Genomic DNA, 22153 nt, shown 5'->3' with positions numbered 1-22153 from the left:
TTTCTTTTGCCCGGCGCGCTGCCGGGCGGATTGCAATAAACCTGTCCTGTTCCGCTCTACTCGCCCTTGTCGCCGAGGAACTGGAACACCACGACGCGGCCATTGAACATGTCCGCGAGATAAATCCTGTCCTTGCCGTCGCTCCAGGCGCCGGACGGCAGGAAGAAGCGGTCGCCCTTCATGCCGTTGCCGTTGATCCCGAGCAGCAGCTCGGCATTCTGGTTGAACACCAGCAGATGGCCGAAGTAGGACTCGACCACGTACACCAGGCCGTGGCGGTCCACTGTCACGCCTTTCGGCCGCGCGAAATTGCCGATGTACAGGCCGCGCTCGCCGAAGCTCTTTTGCGGCGCGCCTTCCGGATCAAGCATCTGCACACGGTTGTTGAAGGTATCGGTCACATACAGGTGGCCGTTGGCGAAGGCCAGGTGCGTCGGCGCGTTCAGCTGGCCGGCGCCGCTGCCGGGGCTGCCGATGGTGTTGACGAGGCGGCTGGCGTCGTCATAGACCTTGACGTCGTGGGCGACGGTGTCGGCAACGTACAGCAGGCCGCGCGCGGCGTCGAAGGCCAGCCCGGTCGGGCGCTGCAGCTGGCCGGCGCCCATCCTGGCCACCAGCTCGCCGTTGCGGTTGAGCCGGAATACTTCGCCATGCTTGACGTCGGACACCGCAATGTCGCCGTTCCATGCGAGCACGACCGCCGCCGGCGCGCCGAATGGAAGGCCGGGGCCGAGCGTTTCCCATACCAGCAACTGGCCGCCATCCTTGTCCGACGTGCCGTCGGCCGGCGGATTCGGGTCGAACACCAGAATCGCGTTGCGGCCGGCATCGACCACATACACCCGGCCCTTGTCGTCGGTCATGCCCTGCTGCGGGCGCTGCAGGGTCAGCGGCGCCTGGTTCTCGAAAATGCCGACCAGCCACTTCGCCGCGCTCGCCAGCGTCTGCTCGGTGCTGCCGGCCGCATTGAAATTCCGTTCGCCGACCAGCTCGCCGACGTAGCGATAGCGCGCCTTGTCTGGCGGCACGGGCAGCACGACAGCGGCACGCTGGTTCTGCGGCCGCAGGTCGTAGCGCATTTCGCCGCGGATCGTCGAGGCTGCGCAGCCGGCCAGCAGCAGCGCAGCCGGAATCAGCGCAAGCAGGCGCAGCAAGGGCCAGGAGAGCAGGGCAGGCATCGGCGGCCGCCCGTCAGGTGCACACAGCCTTGGCGGCAAGGATGGTGCCGACGGGCCGGAAGCCGGCCGGCAGGGGAAATGCGCGGTGATGCCATCGATGCATGCTGACTCTCTTCTTCGATGGGCAGCGCGCGACCACGCGGCGGATCACCACGCAATGGCACTGTCGTCCGATTCGCTACCGAATCGGAAACCGCCCGATATAAAAACCTTTGTGTTTGAATGGAATTATCTGCGAGCGGTTAGCAATGCCAACGTGCAACAATAGCTTTTTCCGGATTTCCTATTTCACATCAATTTCCGTTCAGGAAAAGTGTGTTTCATTCCCGAATTGGAGAATGGATCTGCTTCAGCCAGCGCGCCGTTCGGCGGTGGCCTTGGCGGTCTCGAGTGCCTTGTCGTAGCTCTCGCTGGGAAAGCCGGCGGCGGCGATGCGTCCGTCGTCCTGGATGTCATAGGCGCGCCAGTGGTCGCCTTCCTGCTTGAGCGCGATATCGCCCGGCCGGCAGTATTCAGCGACGTCGTCGTTGTTGTAGAGGGTCACGATGTTGATGTTGCGATGCTGGAGGAAGGTAGGCATGGCGGCTCCGTGAAGAACGCATGCAGTTTGGACAAGAAATCGCGCCAAATGTCGCGCCGCGAAGCCGGAACCTTGTTACTTCACAAAAAACTTGCATTTCGTATCCTACCCGCTTGAAAAAAAGCATCTTTCCGGAAAGAAGTCTCTTGCGCGGAACGCGGAAAGTGACTATATTCAACCCAAGCGCTCCCCGGAGCGCGAATACGAGAGCAGATTCGCCAACTGCCGCCACTCTCCACCGATAGGATTGGGCGGCAGGAATCTACTCTCATATTCCCCCAAAAAAGCCCGCTTTCGCGGGCTTTTTTGTTTTCCGCCTTCGCAAGATTGCAACGCGAACTCTTGCCGATGCACCAAATATTTCCGACCCGGTGTAAGATCGTGACTCAAAAAAAATCCATCACAGGATGAGGTAGGAGACAAAAAAAGCCCGCTTGGCAGATCGCCGAGCGGGCTTTTTCCATTTTCGCGGCGCGCAGCCGGTCATGAAGGTAGGCGGCGCACTGCCTGAGGCGGTTTCCGGCTGATATCACCAGCGGTGATGTTTGGTATCACGACAATAAAGCAGACATGGGTGCGGGGCTATTCTATAGTTCACCTGTCTCCTCCAACTCTCCTAGAATTGGATTTCACCCGCTACCGCAAGGCAGCGGGTTTTTTTTTGCCGATTTGATCCAGATGCTGGAAGCGGCGGCGCCGGCCTCCTAAGATGAGGTCATTGTTCTTCCAGGAAATCCAGATGAAAGCCGCCATCCCGCTGTTCTTCCTGCTCGCCGCCGCCACCTGCGCGCAGGCGCAGACCGTTGTCCCCAAGCTCGACCAGCAAGGCCGCAAGGGCGACATGGCGCGCCTGGCAGCGAAGCAGGCGCAGGAACGCTTCGACGGCGCCGACGCCGACAAGGACGGCAGGGTCGCGCCGGAAGAAGCGGCCAAGGCGCTGCCCTACGTCGCCGAACACTTTGGCAGGTACGACAAGGACAAGGACGGCTTCATCAACTGGGAAGAATATGTGGGGCATAACCGGTGGAAGAAGGAGTAGGGGACGCATGCTGCGTAAAGGCGCTCGCCGCCGGCCGCGTGTCCGCCTTTCATTTCTCGTCGCCGAAAAGCCACGCCGCGTCGGTTGACGGCCGCATCCCTCGATGCCGCAACCGCGGCGATCTTCCCATCGCTTGCGCCCGGCGGTGGCCGACAAGCGACGGAATCGCGCGTACCGAACGGCAGAGTGAGCGCATGCTCACGCATTCGATTCCGCGCTTCGTCCACTATTGCTTCACCCTGTTTACATCGTTCGTCAAGCCCTTGACCTAGACCCTCCGTACCGCCAAAATCCAACACCCGAAACAAGGGAGTTAACCGCTGTTTGCAACCGTTTCCCGGGACATCGTACAGGCCCGGAATTACTTGATCCAGGTCAAGGTGAGACGGTTTTGCAGATCGCTAGAATCCGTGATGGTTCGTCATCAGGCCAGCGTTCGCACTGGTCCAGGCGGACCCGCTGCCGAGCCAACCAAGACCAATGAGCGCGACCATGATTGCATCCCTGCTTTCTACCGATACCACCGTCTTGGCCCGCGCAGCAGTCCCGCACACCGCCTGACCTACGGTCGGCGGCATCCGAATTCAGCACCACCCGTCACTACACAAACAGATAGCCAGAGGCCATAAGGGAGTCCATACATGCATAAACTCGAAAGCGCCGTCATCGCACTCGCGGAGCCGCAAGACATCTCCACCGAGGTGCTGATCGAAAAGTACGCGAAAGGCGACGAGACCACCATCGAACAGGTCATCACCCGCGTATCCAAGGCGCTTGCCGACATCGAACAGCCCAAGCTGCGCAAGAAGTACGCAGAAGAATTCCTGTGGGCGATGCAAAACGGCTTCATTCCGGCCGGCCGCGTGTCTTCCGCCGCCGGCACCGGCCTGCAGACCACGCTGATCAACTGCTTCGTGCAACCGGTCGGCGACTCCATCACCGAGGACGTCGGCGGCAAGCCCGGCATCTACACCGCGCTGGCGCAGGCGGCCGAGACCATGCGCCGCGGCGGCGGCGTCGGCTACAACTTCTCCGCGATCCGCCCGAAAGGCGCGATGGTCAAGGGCACCGGCAGCTCCGCCTCCGGCCCGATCTCCTACATGAAGGTATTCGACCGCTCCTGCGAGACCGTCGAGTCCGCCGGCGCGCGCCGCGGCGCGCAGATGGCGGTGCTCAACGTCGAGCATCCGGACATCGTCGACTTCATCACCGTCAAGCAGGAAAAGGGACAGCTGAACAACTTCAACGTCTCCGTCGGCGTCACCGACGCGTTCATGCGCGCGGTGGAATCCGACGGCGAGTTCGAACTCGCGCACAAGGTCGAGCCGAACGCCGACCTGAAGGCCAAGGGCGCCTACCTGCGCGAGGACGGCAAGTGGGTGTACAAGAAGGTGCAGGCCCGCCTGATCTGGGACCTGATCATGCAGAGCACCTACAATGCCGCCGAACCCGGCGTGCTCTACCTCGACCGCATCAACCAGGAAAACAACCTGGCCTACGCCGAATACATCGAAGCGACCAATCCCTGCGGCGAACAGCCGCTGCCGGACTACGGCTGCTGCTGCCTCGGCTCGCTGAACCTGACCGCCTATGTCGCGGACGCGTTTGCGCCGGAAGCCAAATTCGACTTCGACCTGCTGGCGAAAGTCACCAAACTCGCCGTGCGCATGCTCGACAACGTGCTGATCGCCACCAAGTGGCCACTGCCGGAGCAGGCGCGCGAAGCGGAAGCCAAGCGCCGCCTCGGCCTCGGCTTCACCGGCCTGGGCGATGCGCTGATCATGCTCGGCAAGCGCTACGACAGCGAGGAAGGCCGCATCCTGGCCGCCAACATCTCGCGCGTGATGCGCGACGCCGCCTATGAAAGCTCGGTCGAGCTGGCGCAGGAGCGCGGCGCGTTCCCGCTGTTCGACGCCGACAAGTACCTCGCCGCCGGTTTCGCATCGCGCCTGCCGGACGACCTGAAGGCGAAGATCCGCAAGCACGGCATCCGCAATTCGCACCTGACCTCGATCGCGCCGACCGGCACCATCTCGCTCGCGTTCGCGGACAATGCATCGAACGGCATCGAGCCGGCATTCTCCTGGTTCTACAACCGCACCAAGCGGATGCCCGACGGCACCAAGAAGGACTACACCGTCGAGGACCACGCCTACCGCGTCTACCGCGCGCTCGGCAACGACACCAATAATCTGCCGGAAGCCTTCGTATCGGCGCTGGAAATCACCGCGATGAACCACATGCTGATGGTTGCCGCGGTCGCGCCCTACATCGACGCCGCGATCTCCAAGACCGTCAACGTGCCGGAAGACTATCCGTACGACGACTTCAAGGACCTGTACATGGAAGCCTGGCGCCAGGGCCTGAAGGGCATCACCACCTACCGCCCGAACGGCGTGCTGGGCGCGGTGCTGTCGGTCCCGACCGCCGCCACCAACCCGCAGCCGATGATGCTGTCCGAGCAGGACAAGCGCCTGGTGCTGAAGGACCTCGCGATGGCACCGCCGATGGCGTCGCTGCGCTGGCCGTCGCGCCCGGGCCTGCCGGCCGGCGCCTCCGCCTGGATTTCCGAAATCATCGACACGCCGCAGGGCGAATTCGCGGTCGCCGTGTCCGACAAGGGCGGCGTGCCGTTCGAAGTCTGGGTGCTCGGCGGCCAGCCGCCGCGCGGCCTGGATGCGATCGCCAAGACGCTGTCGACCGACATGCGCGCCAACGACCGCGGCTGGATGCGCCGCCGCCTGTCGCTGCTGGCGAGCGCCTACGGCGACCCGTTCGACATGCCGATGCCGCCGACCGGCCAGATCGTGCAGGTGCCCAGCGCCACCGCCGCGTTCGCCAAGCTGGTCGAGTTCCGCTACAACCAGCTCGGCGCGCTCGACAAGCTGGAAAACGACCCGACCCCGGTGCTCGACGCGCTGTTCGCGCCGCATGAGCCCAAGACCGGCACCGACGGCACGCTGGCCTGGGTCGCCGACGTGCGCAACCCGGCCACCGAAGACGATTTCGTGCTGATGCTGAAGGAACTGCAGATGCCCGACGGCACCCGTCGTCCGTACAGCATGTGGCTGACCGGCGGCCATCCGCACACGCTGGACGGCCTGTGCAAGCTGCTGTCGCATGACATGCGCGTGGTCGACCCGGCCTGGATCGGCATGAAGCTGCGCAAGCTGCTCAACTACGCGGAACCGCGCGGCGACTTCCTGGCGCGCGTGCCGGGCAGCGAAAAGCAGGCGAGCTATCCGTCGACCGTCGCGTACATCGCGCAGCTGGTGATCCACCGCTATGCGATGCTCGGCATCCTGACGGAAGAGGGCCTGCCGGTGAAGGCGATGGGCGTGGTCACCGACGAGCCGACCCATGCCGCCAAGCCGACGCCGGCGATGCACGGCAAGCTGTGCCGCGAGTGCGGCAACAGCACGGTGATCAAGAAGGATGGGTGCGAGTTCTGTACGGCCTGCGGGGCGATCGGGGCTTGCGGCTAAGACACGATAAGCTCTGATGGAAAAAGGTTATGCGCTTCGGCGCGTAACCTTTTTTTTTGCACGATGTTTGTCCGGTTGTAGGGTGTCCCTATTGCCCCAGACAGCTCAGAGTATCCGGATCGGCAGTCAGTCGTGTGGCGGAGCCGAATTTCCGATTCGATTGACTGCTGCCAATCGGGAATGACCGGATGAAGTCATGCCGGTACTATTTGCCGCCGACCATCGCGCCGTTTTCAAGGCCCGGTTTCCGATCGAGATCGAACTGAAGAATTAACTGACCTCTTGTTCCAATTGATAGTAGAGTTCTAATATCTGGCGATCCCTTTTTCTGATTGCGCTGCATTCGCCGTTTGCGCATCTGCCGATTCTTTCAGAGCAGTCTTTCTCTTCACCATCTCCAATCACACAGGTGAGGGCGTACCAACTTCAACAACAGCGCCCTCATTCGTATATGGCGTGACGACATGAGCAACGACAAAGAGCAGCGTGGCTTGTCTGCATTCATTCGCTCTTCCAGGAAGAGCGAGCTATGTGCTCTCTTCCAGACATTGGGCGAGGGAGCCGCAGTCGGCGAGATTGTGTTAAGTAGCGAGGGCAACGTCGTTGATGTTCAGCTGGACGAATTCAACAGTCGTTTTAAGGAAGTGTGCGCAGCCTCAAAAATGGACACGAATGCTTGCCTGCTGAGCACGGTCTGCGCTATTCCGGTAGAGCCGCTCCTTGCGCAATGCGAGCAGGTATTTCGCCATGGCGACTTCGCCGAGAGCGAGCAATATTCGCCGTTCAACGATCAGTGGTACCGGGTGCAAACTGTCCGCAGCAGCGGCCGCACCATGTTGATTTTGATGAGCGACATTACGAATCGCAAGCATATCGAACATGATTTGCATGAGAGCCGCGAGCGCTTTTTCAAGATCGTGAGTCAGGCAGCGACCGGGGTGGTGGAAGCTGATGCTTCGGGCCAAATGACGCTGATCAACCAGAAGTTCTGCCACATGCTTAACTACACGGAAGAGGAACTGCTCGGCAAAAGTGTGCTGGAGATTACGGCGCCAGAATCGCTGCAAGAGACGACCGAAGCGGTGGCCACGCTGATGGCAGGCGCGCAGGATACCGTTATTGAAAAGCAGTACATTCGCAAAGACGGCTCCCTGATGTGGGCAAAAAGCAGTGTGAGCGCGCTACGTGATACCGATGGACACTACCAGGGACTCGTCGCAATTGTGGTTGATATCTCGGACCACAAACTTGCTGAAGCAAGAGTAATGCACGCCGCGCTGCATGATCCGCTGACCGGTCTGCCCAACCGGGCAATGCTCGCCGAATACTCCAACCATCTGTTGCCGCATAACGAGCGAAACGGAACGACGGCAGCTGTCCTGTTCCTGGACCTTGACCGCTTCAAGCCGATCAATGACCGCCACGGGCATGACGTGGGCGACAAGGTCCTTCGAGCAGTGGCACGCAGACTGCACGCAGGCCTGCGCGCGGATGACCTCGTGATTCGCCTGGGTGGTGATGAGTTTGTCGTGTTCCTCCAAGATATCAAGGATGGGATGCACGCCAGTGAAGTTGCTTCCCATATCATTCAGCACATCAATCAGCCCATCGACATTGATAACATCACGCTGGCCTTGTCCACCTCCATCGGCATCAGCATCTTTCCATCCGACGGGAAGGATATCGAAACATTGCTTCGCCACGCAGACATGGCGATGTATCAGGCCAAACAGAGCGGCCGCAATCGATTCCAGTTTTATTCACTCGAATATGCGGCCGCAGCGCGCTTTCAACTGGAAATCGAGCACCGGCTAAGAAGCACCGTCAGTGCCAGCGGTTTTCACCTCTGCTATCAGCCGGTTGTTGAACTCCAGACCGGCAAGGTGGTGAGCACGGAAGCCTTGCTCCGCTGGGGGGACCTGACAATCGGGCCGAGCCAGTTCGTGCCGATTGCAGAGGCGACGGGATTGATTAACGAGATCGGCGTGTGGCTATTGCAGGAGGCGATCAAGCAGCATCAGGATTGGATCAGTCAGGGTATGCCGCCCATTCCAATTGCAATCAACGTGTCAGCAGTGGAGTTCCGAAGCCCGGACCTCGTCGAACGATTTCGAAGCACGTTGCAGCAACAGGGCGCTGCCCCCAATGCACTCCAGCTGGAAGTGACGGAAACCGCCGTCATGGATGACGTCGAGCATGCGGTTCATGTGTTGAGCAGATTGAAAGCGGATGGCATCAAGATCTTGCTGGATGATTTCGGCACCGGCTACTCCAGTTTGTCGCATCTCGCCAAGCTTCCCTTGAACAAGGTAAAAATCGACAAGTCATTCGTGACGCCCGCCAAACATGACGTTGCCTGCCGTGCAGTCACAAACGCCATGATTTCTCTTGGGCGCACGCTGAATCTGGAAGTGATTGCAGAAGGCGTCGAATCAGAGCAGACACTCGCGTATGTGCAGTCACAGGGCTGTACGCAGGCGCAGGGTTTTTATCTGGCGCACCCCATGTCAGGACATGACTTTGCGCGCTGGTATCAGGATCGATGTCACCCCGGGGCATGACAGGCCGCGCGGCCACGCAAATTGAAACATGCTTGCAGGCGCAGTTGCGCCGGCTCCCGCAGGCGACGCCGGCCAATTTCTACACGCACTCATATGGCAATGACCTGAATAACCTGTTCACCCGGTACATTGCTGCGTTGCGTCAGGCAAGCTCAGGGCGGAAAAGAAAAAATAGAAAAAAAATAGGGGACAGACCACGATTTAAAAAAAATAGGGATAAAAATAGGGGACAGACCACGATTTGACAATAAATGGAAGGCAATAGGGAAACAGATCACGTTCTAAAAGCATTCGTAAAATCGTGGTCTGTCCCCTATTACACTATTACACAAAATCGTGGTCTGTCCCCTATTACACTCATGTCCCCTATTGCATGCATGCTATTACATGATGATCCTATGCTCCCTAAGCAATGCATGTTGCTCCACCGCTTGCACATGGGTCCACATGAACGCCTGTGCGAGACCGGCCATGGCTGCCCCAGCGTCGCCGGAGCGCGACTGACGCCGAAGCATCTTGCTCTTCAGCTCGAAAACAATCACCTGCACTTGCGCCCTCGATCGTCGCCGAGGGGGCAAGTAGCGTTGCAATATGCGGCTGCGAGACGCCTCCGAAAGCCTAGATCGAATCAACGTGATCAGCCCGCTTGCGCATCCTCTGGTTTCGTCTCAAGGCTCGTTCATCGCGGGAAACACCAGCACGGGAACGGGCGAACTGCGGAGCACGTCTTGCGTCGTGCTCTCCTTAAATATCGTTTCGATCACGCCCATCTTGCCCCGCGTGGCCATCACGATAACGTCACAGTTTGCTCTTTGAACAGTATCCAGAATTACATCACTGGGAATGTGGGACATCGAGATGATGCCTTCACAATCCACGCCAACGTGCAGCCCTATTTCGCACACCTTTTGCACGTTGTCCTGGGCAGCGGCAAGATTCATCTCTTCGACCGCGTTACCATCTTGCATGTGGGCAAGCTCGGTGGAATAGAATAGTCTAGGTTGCGCGATCGACAGCACAACGATTTTACCTCCAGATAATTTTGCAAGATTGATGACCGCGTGCAACGGATTGAATGACAACGGAGAGCCGTCAACCGGCCATAGTATCCTTTGAAACATAGCCTTTCTCCCAAGTATATTGCGAGCGTAAGCAAGCCGCGGTAACCCGAAGCGGGACGCAGCATGACCTGAAGCTGAACGCTGGCGTCAGGTTCTTGGCGGGGGCTTTACCTTGGGGAGATCAATGGAGAGCAGCTGAACCGGCACAGACGACGACGCACCAACCCTGTAGCTGGCTTTGGATGCTGGAAGGCCAATTATCACGTAATCGGACAGCTCTTCGATTACGGGAAACACTTCGGCTCCCCCGGAATCGATACTGCTCGAGCCTGAGCAAGGCAGGCTTGAACAAGCGGCTGCCGCCTTGCCTTGTCCCTGCAGGACAGCGTCGTCGCCGATTGCCGCAATAGCACCTTGGACAGAAAAGATGACGAGCAGAAGACGGATAAAAAGACTTTTCATAAGACATCAGGCATCCGTGGTCACAAAGCCACGGTTGACAAGGTGCACACAAGTTAAGACTTGTGAAACGCCGCTGCATTCCATCTCGCCTGAAAATTCTTCATTCAAAAAGTATTGATCGTTTACGCTGACGCGCCTGCACCTGCCACGACTGACCGCGATGGCGCGGAACGTCCAATGGCATTAATCGCTGCTACGTCATTACGTCTGAAACCCATGTAAAATCGGTAACGGAGCGTGCTTAGCTGATCAATCCAAGGTCCAAAATTGGTCGTGCTGCCGGCTACAGCTTCGATTTGTTCAGCGACAGTATCCTCATGAAGAAACTGCTAATCGTTTTTCTGATCTTCATCTTTTCCATGCAAGGGACTGTCGCGGCAGTGGGTGCCGACGTTGTCTCGCCACTGCAGGGTCAGGAGCACGTCTGCTCCATTGGCTCCTGCCTGGATAGCGTACTTGATGAAGCAGACGGTCAGCAGGTGCCTTCCAACATTGAGGAATTGTCCGACTACATGGCCCTCCATGTCCCGGTATCCAAGCCCCCGCACCTGGTTGCCTTGGCCGCGGTGCCTACGGTTATCCATCTCTCCACTGTTCTTCCCCGAGTAAAGCGGCCGCCACGGTTGCCCGCTTGATCTCGCGGGTCAGCATTTTCCCCCAATAGACTAGACGCTGATTCCCGTCCTGTTTCCATTCGCGTCCGTTCGTGGCTTCGTTCAGGTAAGTTTTTCGCGTGTGGCCGGTTTCGTGAGAAGTCGGGTTAGACGAGATTCCGTTGCCAGTCGGTGACCCGACTTATTCACCTTGAACCGATTTTGATCCGCGCCTGGATCGAACTACCGCGCTGCTCCCAATGGGCGTCGCACCCATGACTTGCTGCCTTGCCTCCGCAGCTCCGCAGACCAAAGGATACGAAATCAATGCATCACAATGTTGGTTTGATCGCAACTCTCGCCGCAGCATTCGGGCTTGCGCTTGTATTCGGCTTTCTTACGGCCCGTTTCAAGCTGCCGGCGCTCGTCGGCTATCTGCTTGCCGGGATAGTGCTCGGCCCATTCACTCCCGGATTTATTGCCGACACGGACCTGGCTACGCAACTGGCAGAGATCGGCGTCATGCTCCTGATGTTCGGAGTCGGCCTGCATTTTTCGCTTGATGATTTGATGGAAGTGAAGAAAATTGCGCTTCCTGGCGCTGTCCTGCAAATCGGTGTGGCCACCCTCCTTGGTCTCGGTATCGCCATGTGGCTTGGTTGGAGCTTCGGCGCCGGGCTGGTATTTGGATTGTGTCTGTCCGTTGCCAGCACGGTGGTGCTATTGCGCGCGTTGGAGGAGCGTGGCGCGCTTGAATCAATGAACGGGCGAATTGCTGTGGGCTGGCTGGTTGTCGAAGACCTTGCCATGGTGCTGGTCCTGGTGCTGCTGCCGGCGCTATCAGGCTGGCTGGGCGGTGAGACGCCGAATGGGGGAGGTTCGCTGTGGAACGCCCTGCTCGTGGCTTTGGGGCAGGTAACCATCTTCATTAGCCTGATGCTCGTCGTGGGAAGGAAAGTCTTTCCCTGGTTGCTCTGGCAGGTGGCGAAGACCAACTCACGGGAATTGTTCACTCTGTGCGTGATTGCCGCCGCAATTGGCATTGCCTATGGATCGTCGAAATTGTTTGGCGTTTCGTTCGCCCTGGGTGCCTTCTTCGCCGGCATGGTGTTGCGAGAATCCGAACTGAGTCATCGTGCGGCCACGGAGTCTCTGCCGCTTCAGGACGCATTCTCCGTCCTGTTCTTCGTCTCGGTTGGCATGCTGTTCAATCCCGCCGTGCTGGTCGAAAAGCCACTCGAGGTGTTGGCTGTCGTGTTCATCATCATCTTCGGCAAGTCCCTTGCTGCCTTCCTGTTAGTGCTGCTACTGCGCTACCCACTGAATACGGCACTGACCGTATCCGCGAGCTTGGCCCAGATTGGGGAATTTTCTTTCATCCTGGTGGCACTCGGCCTGTCGCTTGGATTGCTCCCGGCTGAGGCACAGAGCTTGGTGCTGGCCGGTGCCATCCTGTCGATCGCACTCAATCCCTTCATGTTCAAGGCGATTGGTCCCGTACAAAGCTGGCTGCAAGCCCACTCGGGCTTAGCCAGAAAGCTTAACCGGCGCGTGGATCCGCTAGCCGAGCTTCCAATGGCGGTACCGCAGGAGAGACTAAACGGACAAGTTGTACTGGTGGGATATGGCCGGGTTGGCCGGCGAATTGCGGCTGACCTTAAGACGCAAGGTGTTCCCTACGTCGTCGTTGAGGATAACCGCGAGATCGTCCAAAGGTTACGTCAAGAAAATGTTCCCGCTGTGGCGGGGAACGCTGCAGAGCCGGATGTGCTGATCCAGGCGCATATCGCTCGTGCGGCTGCCCTCGTCATCGCGACCCCGGACACTTTCCATGTGCGGGCAATGGTCGAGATTGCGCGCACGCTCAATCCCAAGATCGAGACAATCGTGCGTACTCATAGCGACGAAGAGGCGGAGCTACTGCGAAAAGAGCATGCAGGCCAGGTGTTCATGGGCGAGCATGAACTCGCCAGAGGAATGTCTTCTTATGTGCTCAAGAAATTGAAAGGGGAAGGACAAACGCTTCACGAAACAAGTCATGCAGCAGCCGCTAACCAGTAGCGGACGATCATGCCTTAAGGAATAAACACTACTATTCGAATCGAAATGGAGCGGCGACAATGTATATCTTCAACCACCTACTAGTTGCAACTGACTGTTCAGAACGCGCTGAGCGCGCAGAGGCGCGCGCAGCTTTGCTCGTGCAGGAGCACAAATGCGATGTTGCCGAGCTTCTGACGGTAAGGGAGTGCGGCGAGCCGGAAATCCTTGCACAGATTATGAACAGTACCGTCGCGTCGGCGACCGCTCTGGTGGCGGAGAATGCGGGTCGAGTTCTGGCGTACCGCGCAGACGTACACAAGGACAACTACGGAGTACAGTTCACCTGCAAAGTACGCTTCGGCCGCCCTGCATCCGAGATCGTTATCCGGGCAGAAGAATTGCGAACCGACCTTGTCGTCATAGGTGCGCATGGTGGCAACTTCTTTTCCGATCTCCTGCTTGGCAATACCGCCGACAAGTTGACACACTTATGCAAATCACCCTTGCTTGTTGTGAAGAACAAACCGTCACAGTCTTATCAGCGCGTATTGGTTCCGGTCGATTTCTCTGAAGATTCCCGTCGGGCGGCAGAAGCGGCGCTTGCAATTGCACCGCAAGCCGACATTACGTTCCTTCACGCATTCGAAGTCTTATTCGAAGGGAAGATGCAGTATGCGAACGTAGCGCCCGACATCATCGACGAATATCGGATGAAAGCTTTCGAGGATGCCAGGGAGCAGCTCAATCAGCTCATCGGTGGAATTGAAGCGGGCGGGCGACGCATGCAGAGAGCAATTACATTCGGGCTGCCAGGCCCGGTCGTGCGCGACTATGCAAAGGCAACCCGACCTGACTTGATTGTCCTCGGAAAGCACGGTCGCTCACGCATTGAGGAAATGCTTCTTGGAAGCGTTACCCGTGATGCAATCGACCAGACGGAAAGCGACGTTCTGGTAGTACCCGCAGCTGGTGGCACATGATTGTGTTTTCCACCTCCGTGTCAAAGCCAGATTCAAATGTCCGGCTGCAGGAACAGTTTTATGTCCACTATGCTGCTGCTTTGGGCAACAGCCATAAGGCAGATGACAGGAGAGCGATGATGGAGGCAAAAACTTAAGTTCCGAACGTTGAGCGCTATTGTTTTCAAGGTGTCTGGTTTTGGCCGGACTGCGTGTGGATCGCGAACCCGCCGGAGCCACCCCCACTAGCGCAGCAACTGCGCCCTGGAGGCGACGACGGCAATGACGATGGCGAGCAAACCAATGAAACCGATCGCCGACTGCATCCCGAGGAAATCCCCGATGGTGCCGAGCACCAGAGGACCCGCCAGCCCGCCGAGGTTGGACATGGTCACCACGGCCGCCAGCGCCAGCGTGCCTTCCTTGCCGACCGCGCTGATGACAAACGGGTAGGCCAGCGACAGCCCCATCCCCGAACACGCAAAGCCGGCCAGCGCGAAGTAGGGTGTCGGTGCAAACACGGCCAGGAGCAGGCCGGCGGCGCAGACGATCCCACCCGCGGTCAGGAGCAGGCTTGCGCCATGCCTCGCTTTAAGCTTGTCGCCGCGCAGCCTGCCCAGCAACAGCATCACGGTGAACACCGACAGCGCCAGCGGTGCGAACCCTGCGGTGACGTCGAACTCTTCCTTCAGAAAGATTCCGCTCCAGTCCGCGACCCCGTTGTTCACCAGCGCACAGCAAAAGGCAAGAATGCCAAGCGGAGCGAGGCGGCCGGTGGGCAGCGCGAACTTCTTGCCATTGGCCTTGCCGTCAACCTGGCTTGCGCCGCTGTCCGGCTCCAGCATCGAATAGCAGGCCCAAAGGAGCCCGGTCAGCGGTACGCCGACCATCATGAAATGGACCGACGGCGCGATGCGCATGGCCGCGGCAAGGCTGCCGAACAGCGTGCCGGCCAGCGAGCCGATACAGCCCCAGGCGTGCAGCATCGCCATTTCGGATTTGCCGGATGCCGTTTCAAGCCTGGACGCGACGGAATTGACGCCGATCGCGTAACAACCGCTCGCCAGGCCGAGCATCAGGAGAGCCGCCATCAACAGGTGAGCGCTCGGCGCCACGCCGATCGCCAGCAGTGCAGCGGCCACGCCCACGCCGCCGTGGAACAGCGTCTTCCTGGCCCCTTGCAAGCGCATCATCCGCGCGGCGAGGGGAGAGGACAACACCCCGCCCAGGCCGCCGCACAGCAGGACGATGGACAGCATCGAATGTGAAATGTGGAGACTGTCCTGCAGCGCGGGGATGCGGGAAGCCCAGGTGCCGATCAACATGCCGACGGCGGCAAAGACAGCGCAGAGGCAGGTTCGCTGGCTGACAGGATGGAATTTGTATCGTGATACGGGTAAAGCGAGCATCATCATCATCGTGTTTCCCAGTGGAAGTACGCTGTTGATGCTGCCAGGTAGAAATAGTTTCCCGAAAGATGTAACGAGCGTTCGACGTAAAGTGTGTGCGCGAAGTCTTGTTTTTTCAGCTCAGGTCGGCCTTGCTGTCAGGGCCAGAAACCGATGCACGGCCAGGACTTGCAATGAAGCGGGCGTGTTATTGCAAGTGCTGACCCGAATAGGGGGGGGCGGACCATGTTTTGATACAAGATTATCAAGTGCATGAAAATGCCGGCAGGCATGCGTCCCAGAACTGCACGCGATGTTTGCACTCGAACTTGTATGACCAGTACTTTCAGCAAGAAAGGAGACGATATGAACCGCAATCAAGTCGAAGGCGGCGTCAAGGATGCAGCCGGCAAGGTGCAAAGGAAACTCGGCCGGATGGTGGGAAGTGATCGCCAGGAAGCCAGCGGCGTGGAAACCCAGGCGGAAGGAAAGACTCAGAAGACGGCCGGAGATGTCACCAATGCGGTGGACAGGGCGACAGACAAGGTGAAGGACGCCTTCAAGAAATAGAACGCATCAGGTAATCGGAACTGGAGTATTGGAAGCGGCGGGACTACCCGCCGTTTTCATTTGGGGGCGCCAGTCCTCACCACAGCGCTTTTCCTGGCGCGTGCCGTTGGAGGCCACGAGTAATAGGGAGGGGAGTAATAGCGTAATAGGGCGTAATAGGGGGCGTAATAGGGGACAGGCGTAATAGGGGGCAGACCACAATTTGATAATAAATTTGGTCTCTCCCCTATCGTTCAATTTTGACAAAGAAAGGCTGCGCGCTCAGGTGCGTAAGCTTTTTTGTGATTGCAAGGCTTCACCCCGCCTTCGCGCCTCCTAGAAGCGCCGTCATTACGGGATGTTCGATAAGCGTACGGAGAAGGCGCTTTGCCTCGTCCTTCTGTTCCGCAGGGAGGTCGGTGTTCTCGATGCTTTGCGCGAGGGACCGAATCAAGGCTGCAATGTTCACGTTATTGTTGTCACCGGCCTGGACGTTGGAGACGAGTGTGTCCATCCTTGCGTGCAGCGCAGATGTGGCTGCCGCTGGCGATTCGGCTTCTCTAGTGATCGTGATGCTGAAATGCCCGGGGATATTGCGGCGCCCCGCATTATAGGTAACGTTGTCGGCGACGTAGATCCGTTCGGTTCCGTCCGCCAGTGGCTGGACGACATGGTCGCCCTCGCCGACATTCAGTTCGTCCTGGAAGACGGTGATCCTGTCGGTGCCGAACCTGGTCTTGTACGGACCTGTGCGGATACCGTTCATGTCTTCGAAATAGACCTTGTCGGTCATCATTCTTGCGAGGTTCATGGTGCTTCCAGCGTCAAATTGTTGAGGGGTGAAGGTAATTCGGGGCAGGCCAAGATCATAGCCTGATCGTGGCCTGTCCGTTATTGCGGGCTGCTTCGTCACTGCCTCGTGCAGCGGTCGGTGCCGTAGTTGCCGCCCTTGAACTCGGGCTCATGGTAGTACTTCCAAAAACGCCACTGCCCCGCCCGCGTCCTGGTGAACGACGCAACGCGTAATAGGGGGAAGACCGCGTTTTATAATAATTGTGGTGTGTCCCCTATCTTTCCCTCATAGGGAAAACTGCACTTCCTTCAGGCTCGATAGCAGCCCCGGTCCCGCTTCCTTCCGCCGTAAATTCGTCTCCCATTACAACAAAAGTGCAAAAGCGCATCTGATTCACCTCAGAACGCAGCTTGAACTACATCAAGTGTTGGTCACATTGATGCACCGTCTTCTGGGTTATGCACTCTCATGACTCACGGCCCTGGTTTTCCCTCATGGCCGCGTTTTTCCCTGCCTAAGAACAATCGGAATGGAGAAGGTCATGCAACACTCAGCATTGAACAAGGTAATGAAAGCGACGCTATTGGCGTCTGCCATTGCGAGCATTTTTGCGACATCGGCCCTGGCGTCGAGCCACCGTGAAGCTCCATTCCTCACCGACGAGCCGAGCGTTGACGGGACAGACCTGTACCTGTTCCGCAGCTATGAGCAGGGACGCCAGGACTATGTCACGGTGCTGGCAAACTACATTCCGTTCCAGGACCCGTTTGGCGGACCGCACTTTTATCCATTCAATGAGAATGGTCTGTATGAAATCCACTTTGATAATAACGGCGACGCCAGGGAAGACATCACCTTCCAGTTCCGGTTTAACAACACGAGCAAACAGACGGCGCTGCCGGTCGGTGGCAAGCAGATCAAGATCCCCATCATTACCTCTGGTCCGATCAACGGTGTCAATCCCGCGACACTGAATCGCCGCGAGACCTTCACGATCGATGTGGTACGGGGCGACCGCCGAACAGGCGAACGTACGCCAGTGACGCGCGGAGGCACCCGGGAATTCGACAAGCCGGTGGACAACATCGGTGAAAAGACCTTTGGCGGCGCCGACGGTTACGAACGCTATGCCAATCAGCACATCTATGACGTGTCGATCCCGAATTGCGGCAATGCACGCGTGTTCGTCGGCCAGCGCAAGGAGCCGTTCTATATTGCGGTCGGCGAGATCTTCGACCTGTTCAACCTGAATCCCCTCGGCCCGGAAAGTGGCGGCAACAGAAATACCCTGGAAGGCAAGAACGTCAGCACCATCGCGATGGAGATTCCGACTTCCTGCCTGACGACATCCGGCGACCCGGTCGTCGGCAGCTGGACCACGTCGAGCAAGCGCCAGGGCCGGCTGATTGATCCGGACCCAGGAACCGGCATCAATACGGGAGCGAAGGAAGGCGGTCCCTGGGTGCAGGTGTCGCGCGTCGGCATGCCGCTCGTCAATGAAGTCGTGATCGGACTGGAAGACAAGAACCGCTTCAATGCGTCGAAACCGATGAACGATGCGCAGTTCATCGACTATGTCACCAACCCGGCATTGCCTGCGCTGGTGCAAACCCTGTTCCCGTCCGCTCCCGCGCCCACCAACTTCCCGCGGACCGACCTTGTCACGGTCTTCCTGAAAGGCATCGAAGGACTGAATCAACCGAGGAACGTGGTGCCGTCCGAAATGCTGCGCTTGAATACCTCGATTGCCCCGGCCCCGGCGAATGCGCAGAATCCGCTGGGCGTCGCGGCTGGCGACAATGCCGGATACCCGAACGGACGCCGCCCGGCGGATGACACGGTCGATCTGTCGCTGCGGGTGGCAATGGGCGCGCTGTGTGCATTGACCGGACAGAACGACACGTTGAGAGTCGGTTGCCAGCCTTCCGCTGCACCGGCGGGCACCGCGCCCCTGACTGACGGCGTGCGCAAGACCGCGGCGGACTACAGGGCGACGTTCCCATATTTCAACACGCCGATCCCGGGAAATACCGCCACCACCAGCCCCAACGGCAACTAAGCGAACGAGGAGCAACTCATGTCAAACAAACCTTCTCTGCTTGGGCCGGCAACCGTCCTTTGCCTCGTCCTCGGGCTTGCAGGCTGCAGCGGCGGCGACGGTGGAATGGAAAGCGGCAGCGTGATGACCGACACCAACACCACCGCCAGCACCAACAACAACAACACCAACACCACCGCCAATGCAACCGGTAATGGTCAACAGCCACCGACGACGGCGGACGCCTTCATCGCCCGCGTCCTGGCCGTCATCAACAGCACGTCCGAAACGGCCGAACCGGTTGAAGTCGAGTCAATTACCGTCACAAGCCCGGAAGATGTGGAACCGGTGCCGGTCAGCTAGCCCGTACTCCCTTCATGTCGTTGCATCACGGAGCCTGCTGTTGACAGCGGGCTCTTTTTTATACCGGACACCCTTGCTGTGGCCTGCTCGAACGCAAGGCGTGCGGCGGTGAGCGTTTCTAGAATCCATGGTAACCACCGACACCTTGTCGGTGTCGGACCCGCGAGCATCACCGGTTCATCCATTAGCAATTGTCGAGGAAATCGCCGATGCATATTCCCGCACTGCTGAAAGCCGCGATTCTGGCATGCGCAATGCCGGCGGCCGTGCAGGCTGCTCCGTATGTGCCGGCCGATGGCACGCAAGTGATCGAGCGTCTGCCCGGCCAGGGCAACCCGGCGCATAAAGAGATGCAGCGCCTGCGCGCCGCGCTCGCGGCATCGCCACAGAACCAGCAGCTTGCAACCACGCTGGCGCGCCGCTATATCGAAACAGGGCGCAGAACCGGCGATCCCCGCTATCTCGGCTACGCGCAGGCGGCGCTGTCCCCATGGTGGGACCAGCCACAGGCGCCGAATGCAGTGCGGATCTTGCGGGCGACCATACTGCAGAGCCAGCATCACTTCGCGCAGGCACTGGCCGATCTGGATGCGGTTCTTGGTTCGGATCCCGGCAATGCGCAAGCATGGCTGACACGGGCCACCATCTTGCAAGTACAGGGGCAATACGACCAGGCAAGAAAAAGCTGTGTTCAGCTGCAAGGGCGTGTGCCGGAATTGGTCGCCGTCACTTGCATCGCTGGCGTGGACAGCCTCAACGGTGAGGACGTTCGCAGCTATGCAGTGCTGGAAGACGTACTGAAAAAGAACGACGGCGCCGATCCTTCGGTGAAGGTGTGGGCAATGACCTTGCTGGCGGAAATGGCTGAAAGGCAAGGCAATCATGCAAAGGCAGAACAACACTACCGGCAGGCGCTGGCGCTTGATCCATCCGACACCTACTTGCTCGGCGCATTTGCAGACTTCCTGTTGGATCGCAATCAGCCGGCCGACGTCGCCACGCTGCTTCAGAAAAATACGCGTGCCGACGGACTGCTGCTTCGATACGCACTCGCGCTCAAGCGCCAGGGTTTGCCCGACGCGGCAAAACATATCGATACCTTGCAATCCCGGTTTGCCGCCGCCGCGCTGCGCGGCGATACCGTCCATCGGCGGGAGCAGGCCCGCTTCGCGTTGCACCTGCGCGATGACGCGCGGGGCGCCTTCGAACTCGCCCGGCAAAACTGGAGTGTGCAAAAGGAACCGGCCGACACGCGCATTCTGCTTGAAGCCGCAGTGGCGAATAACGCCAAGGCCGAAGCCAGGCCGGTACTTGCATGGCTGAAGCAGACCGGGCTCCAGGACCGCACCCTGCAGGAACTGGCGGCAAAACTGGAAAGCGCGGGATGACGCCGCTACGATACGTGACCGGTTTTATCCTGGCATTGTTATGCCACGTCGGCGTTCCCGCGCATGCGCACAAAGCAAGCGACAGCTATCTGAGCCTCAAAACGGCGGAGCGTACGGTCACCGGCCAGTGGGATATCGCGTTGCGCGACCTCGAGTTCGCGGTCGGCATCGACCGTGATGGCGACGGCGCATTGACCTGGGACGAAATTCGCAGCAGGCATCGCGATATCGATGCCTATGCGCTGTCGCGCCTGGCGCTAAGCGCCGGTGGCCGGGCTTGCCCGGCCACGGTCACCGAACACCTTATCGACAACCATTCCGACGGCGCGTACGCGGTGCTTCGCTTCCGCGCCGAATGCGAAAATTCGATTGACACCCTTGCGGTTCACTACAACCTGCTTTTCGACCTCGACCGGCAGCACAAGGGCTTGCTTCGAATAGAACGCGATGGACAGGTCGAGACCGCGATCTTCAGCCCGGAGCATGCGAAGCAGCAGTTCACGTCTTCCCGGGCAGGCAACGTGCGTCAATTCATCGATTATCTGAAACACGGCGTCTGGCATATCTGGATCGGATTCGATCACATCCTGTTCCTGCTATCGCTGCTGTTGCCCGCCGTGCTGGTTCTGCATGACAGGCAATGGTACGCGTCGGCCAGCTTCAAGACGTCGGCCATCGATGTGCTCAAGATCGTCACCGCGTTTACCATCTCGCATTCGATAACCCTCACCATTGCGGCCCTGGGCATCGTGCAATTACCGTCGCGCTGGGTCGAAACGGCGATTGCCGCATCGGTCATCGTTGCCGCGCTCAACAATCTCTTCCCGTTTTTCCAGGGGCAGCGCTGGGTTGTCGCGTTCGCTTTCGGATTGGTACACGGGTTTGGCTTTGCGACGGTGCTTGCCGAGCTCGGCCTGCCGCAATCAGCCCTCGTCATCGCACTGATCGGCTTTAACGTAGGTGTCGAACTGGGCCAGCTTGCGATCGTGCTGGCCTTCCTGCCGGTAGCCTACTTGCTGCGGCAGACCTGGCTCTACCGGCGCCTGCTGTTGAATGCCGGATCGACTGTCATCATAGCGATTGCTTCGGTATGGCTGGTCGAAAGGGCATTCGAAGTCAGCCTGGTGCCCGCATAGGGGCTTCTGCATGCCCGCGGCAGCCATCAACCCGCTGTGTTCCGGCCTGCGATCACCGCAAGCAGGGCTTCTCGTCCTCAGGCCGCCGCGGCGCGGGCGCGCGGTGAACAGCAAGCGCCTTCCTTCGACACTGGCAGGATCTGTGCGATGCCAAAGGCGACCTCGACGACGAAGAAGCTCCAGATGATCGGATGGGCGCCGTTGGCCAGCGCATACAGCTGCCAGGTGGCGAACAGGAAGCGACCGGCGGCGTCATACCGGCCGTACTGCAGCCGCGTGTCCCGCAGGCGCAGGATCGCCCAGACGGTGACGATGGACCCGAGAAGGTTCGCCATCAGCATGTGGGCGGGTTCGAACTTCGGGAAGCTGCCGGCAATGCCGAGCAGACCTGAAACGGTCTCCAGGCTAGCGAGGATCGCAGCGAAAGTCCACGGCGTGGCAAAGCCGATGGTCACCACCAGGTCATACCAGGCGCTGGCGCGCACGATGCGCAGATAGTTGGCAAGGCTGATCATCTGTTTCTCCATGTCAGGGGGG

The 22153-nt window shown here is 59.1% G+C and carries 17 protein-coding genes; 11 read left to right on the top strand and 6 right to left on the bottom strand.

Annotated elements, in window-relative coordinates:
- Positions 1-56: 56 nt before the first annotated feature.
- Together VEC01_RS05215 and VEC01_RS05210 are read right to left on the bottom strand one after the other, a co-directional pair.
- Positions 57-1178, bottom strand: a complete 1122-nt coding sequence (locus VEC01_RS05215) for a 6-bladed beta-propeller (RefSeq protein WP_324899440.1) — start codon at positions 1176-1178, stop codon at positions 57-59.
- A 349-nt stretch (positions 1179-1527) separates the two neighbouring features.
- Entirely contained in the window at positions 1528-1758 is a 231-nt protein-coding gene (locus VEC01_RS05210) for a hypothetical protein (RefSeq protein WP_324899438.1), read from the bottom strand.
- Positions 1759-2497: 739 nt separating this feature from the next.
- Here VEC01_RS05210 and VEC01_RS05205 point away from each other — a divergent pair.
- The 3 genes from VEC01_RS05205 to VEC01_RS05195 all read left to right on the top strand — a co-directional run bounded on the left by VEC01_RS05205 (position 2498) and on the right by VEC01_RS05195 (position 8843).
- Positions 2498-2797, top strand: a complete 300-nt coding sequence (locus VEC01_RS05205; protein ID WP_324899436.1) for a hypothetical protein — start codon at positions 2498-2500, stop codon at positions 2795-2797.
- Positions 2798-3438: 641 nt separating this feature from the next.
- Positions 3439-6282: an adenosylcobalamin-dependent ribonucleoside-diphosphate reductase gene (locus tag VEC01_RS05200; RefSeq protein ID WP_324899434.1), complete on the top strand. Its 2844-nt coding sequence runs from the start codon at positions 3439-3441 to the stop codon at positions 6280-6282.
- 464 nt (positions 6283-6746) lie between these two features.
- On the top strand, positions 6747-8843 hold the full coding sequence (locus VEC01_RS05195; protein WP_324899432.1) for a putative bifunctional diguanylate cyclase/phosphodiesterase: 2097 nt from the start codon (positions 6747-6749) through the stop codon (positions 8841-8843).
- 668 nt (positions 8844-9511) lie between these two features.
- On the opposite strand, the gene VEC01_RS05190 is transcribed toward VEC01_RS05195, so the two are convergent.
- A complete protein-coding gene (locus VEC01_RS05190; RefSeq protein ID WP_324899430.1) occupies positions 9512-9964 on the bottom strand; it encodes a universal stress protein in 453 nt (150 codons plus the stop codon).
- A gap of 719 nt (positions 9965-10683) precedes the next feature.
- Here VEC01_RS05190 and VEC01_RS05185 point away from each other — a divergent pair.
- The 3 genes from VEC01_RS05185 (at position 10684) to VEC01_RS05175 (ending at position 13982) form a co-directional block, all read left to right on the top strand.
- Positions 10684-11001, top strand: a complete 318-nt coding sequence (locus VEC01_RS05185) for a hypothetical protein (protein ID WP_324899428.1) — start codon at positions 10684-10686, stop codon at positions 10999-11001.
- Between the two features lie 285 nt (positions 11002-11286).
- On the top strand, positions 11287-13020 hold the full coding sequence (ybaL, locus tag VEC01_RS05180; protein ID WP_324899426.1) for a YbaL family putative K(+) efflux transporter: 1734 nt from the start codon (positions 11287-11289) through the stop codon (positions 13018-13020).
- Between the two features lie 59 nt (positions 13021-13079).
- Positions 13080-13982, top strand: a complete 903-nt coding sequence (locus VEC01_RS05175) for a universal stress protein (protein WP_324899424.1) — start codon at positions 13080-13082, stop codon at positions 13980-13982.
- A gap of 224 nt (positions 13983-14206) precedes the next feature.
- On the opposite strand, the gene VEC01_RS05170 is transcribed toward VEC01_RS05175, so the two are convergent.
- Positions 14207-15286 carry an MFS transporter gene (locus VEC01_RS05170; protein ID WP_324899422.1) on the bottom strand — a complete coding sequence of 360 codons (1080 nt, stop codon included), beginning with the start codon at positions 15284-15286 and terminating at the stop codon, positions 14207-14209.
- A 429-nt stretch (positions 15287-15715) separates the two neighbouring features.
- On the opposite strand from VEC01_RS05170, the gene VEC01_RS05165 reads away from it, so the two are divergent.
- Complete coding sequence (locus tag VEC01_RS05165; RefSeq protein ID WP_324899420.1) at positions 15716-15919, top strand: CsbD family protein; 204 nt, start codon at positions 15716-15718, stop codon at positions 15917-15919.
- Positions 15920-16214: 295 nt separating this feature from the next.
- Here VEC01_RS05165 and VEC01_RS05160 read toward each other — a convergent pair whose 3' ends face one another.
- A complete protein-coding gene (locus tag VEC01_RS05160; RefSeq protein ID WP_324899418.1) occupies positions 16215-16709 on the bottom strand; it encodes a hypothetical protein in 495 nt (164 codons plus the stop codon).
- 523 nt (positions 16710-17232) lie between these two features.
- On the opposite strand from VEC01_RS05160, the gene VEC01_RS05155 reads away from it, so the two are divergent.
- From VEC01_RS05155 to VEC01_RS05140, 4 genes are all read left to right on the top strand, one after another.
- Positions 17233-18750 (top strand): DUF4331 domain-containing protein, encoded by a 1518-nt coding sequence (locus VEC01_RS05155; RefSeq protein ID WP_324899416.1) that lies wholly within the window; start codon positions 17233-17235, stop codon positions 18748-18750.
- An 18-nt stretch (positions 18751-18768) separates the two neighbouring features.
- Complete coding sequence (locus VEC01_RS05150; protein ID WP_324899415.1) at positions 18769-19092, top strand: hypothetical protein; 324 nt, start codon at positions 18769-18771, stop codon at positions 19090-19092.
- 350 nt (positions 19093-19442) lie between these two features.
- Positions 19443-20480, top strand: a complete 1038-nt coding sequence (locus tag VEC01_RS05145; RefSeq protein WP_324899413.1) for a tetratricopeptide repeat protein — start codon at positions 19443-19445, stop codon at positions 20478-20480.
- A complete protein-coding gene (locus VEC01_RS05140) occupies positions 20408-21616 on the top strand; it encodes a HupE/UreJ family protein (RefSeq protein ID WP_324899411.1) in 1209 nt (402 codons plus the stop codon). The genes VEC01_RS05145 and VEC01_RS05140 overlap by 73 nt, the downstream gene beginning before the upstream one ends.
- Before the next feature lie 77 nt (positions 21617-21693).
- Here the strand turns inward: VEC01_RS05140 and VEC01_RS05135 are convergent, their stop codons facing one another.
- Complete coding sequence (locus VEC01_RS05135; protein ID WP_324899409.1) at positions 21694-22131, bottom strand: hypothetical protein; 438 nt, start codon at positions 22129-22131, stop codon at positions 21694-21696.
- Positions 22132-22153 lie beyond the last annotated feature (22 nt).

This window comes from Noviherbaspirillum sp. (genome assembly GCF_035627455.1).
Classification (GTDB): domain Bacteria; phylum Pseudomonadota; class Gammaproteobacteria; order Burkholderiales; family Burkholderiaceae_D; genus Noviherbaspirillum.
Note: the sequence above shows the minus strand (reverse complement) of the source record. Positions and strands in the feature narration are given on the sequence as shown.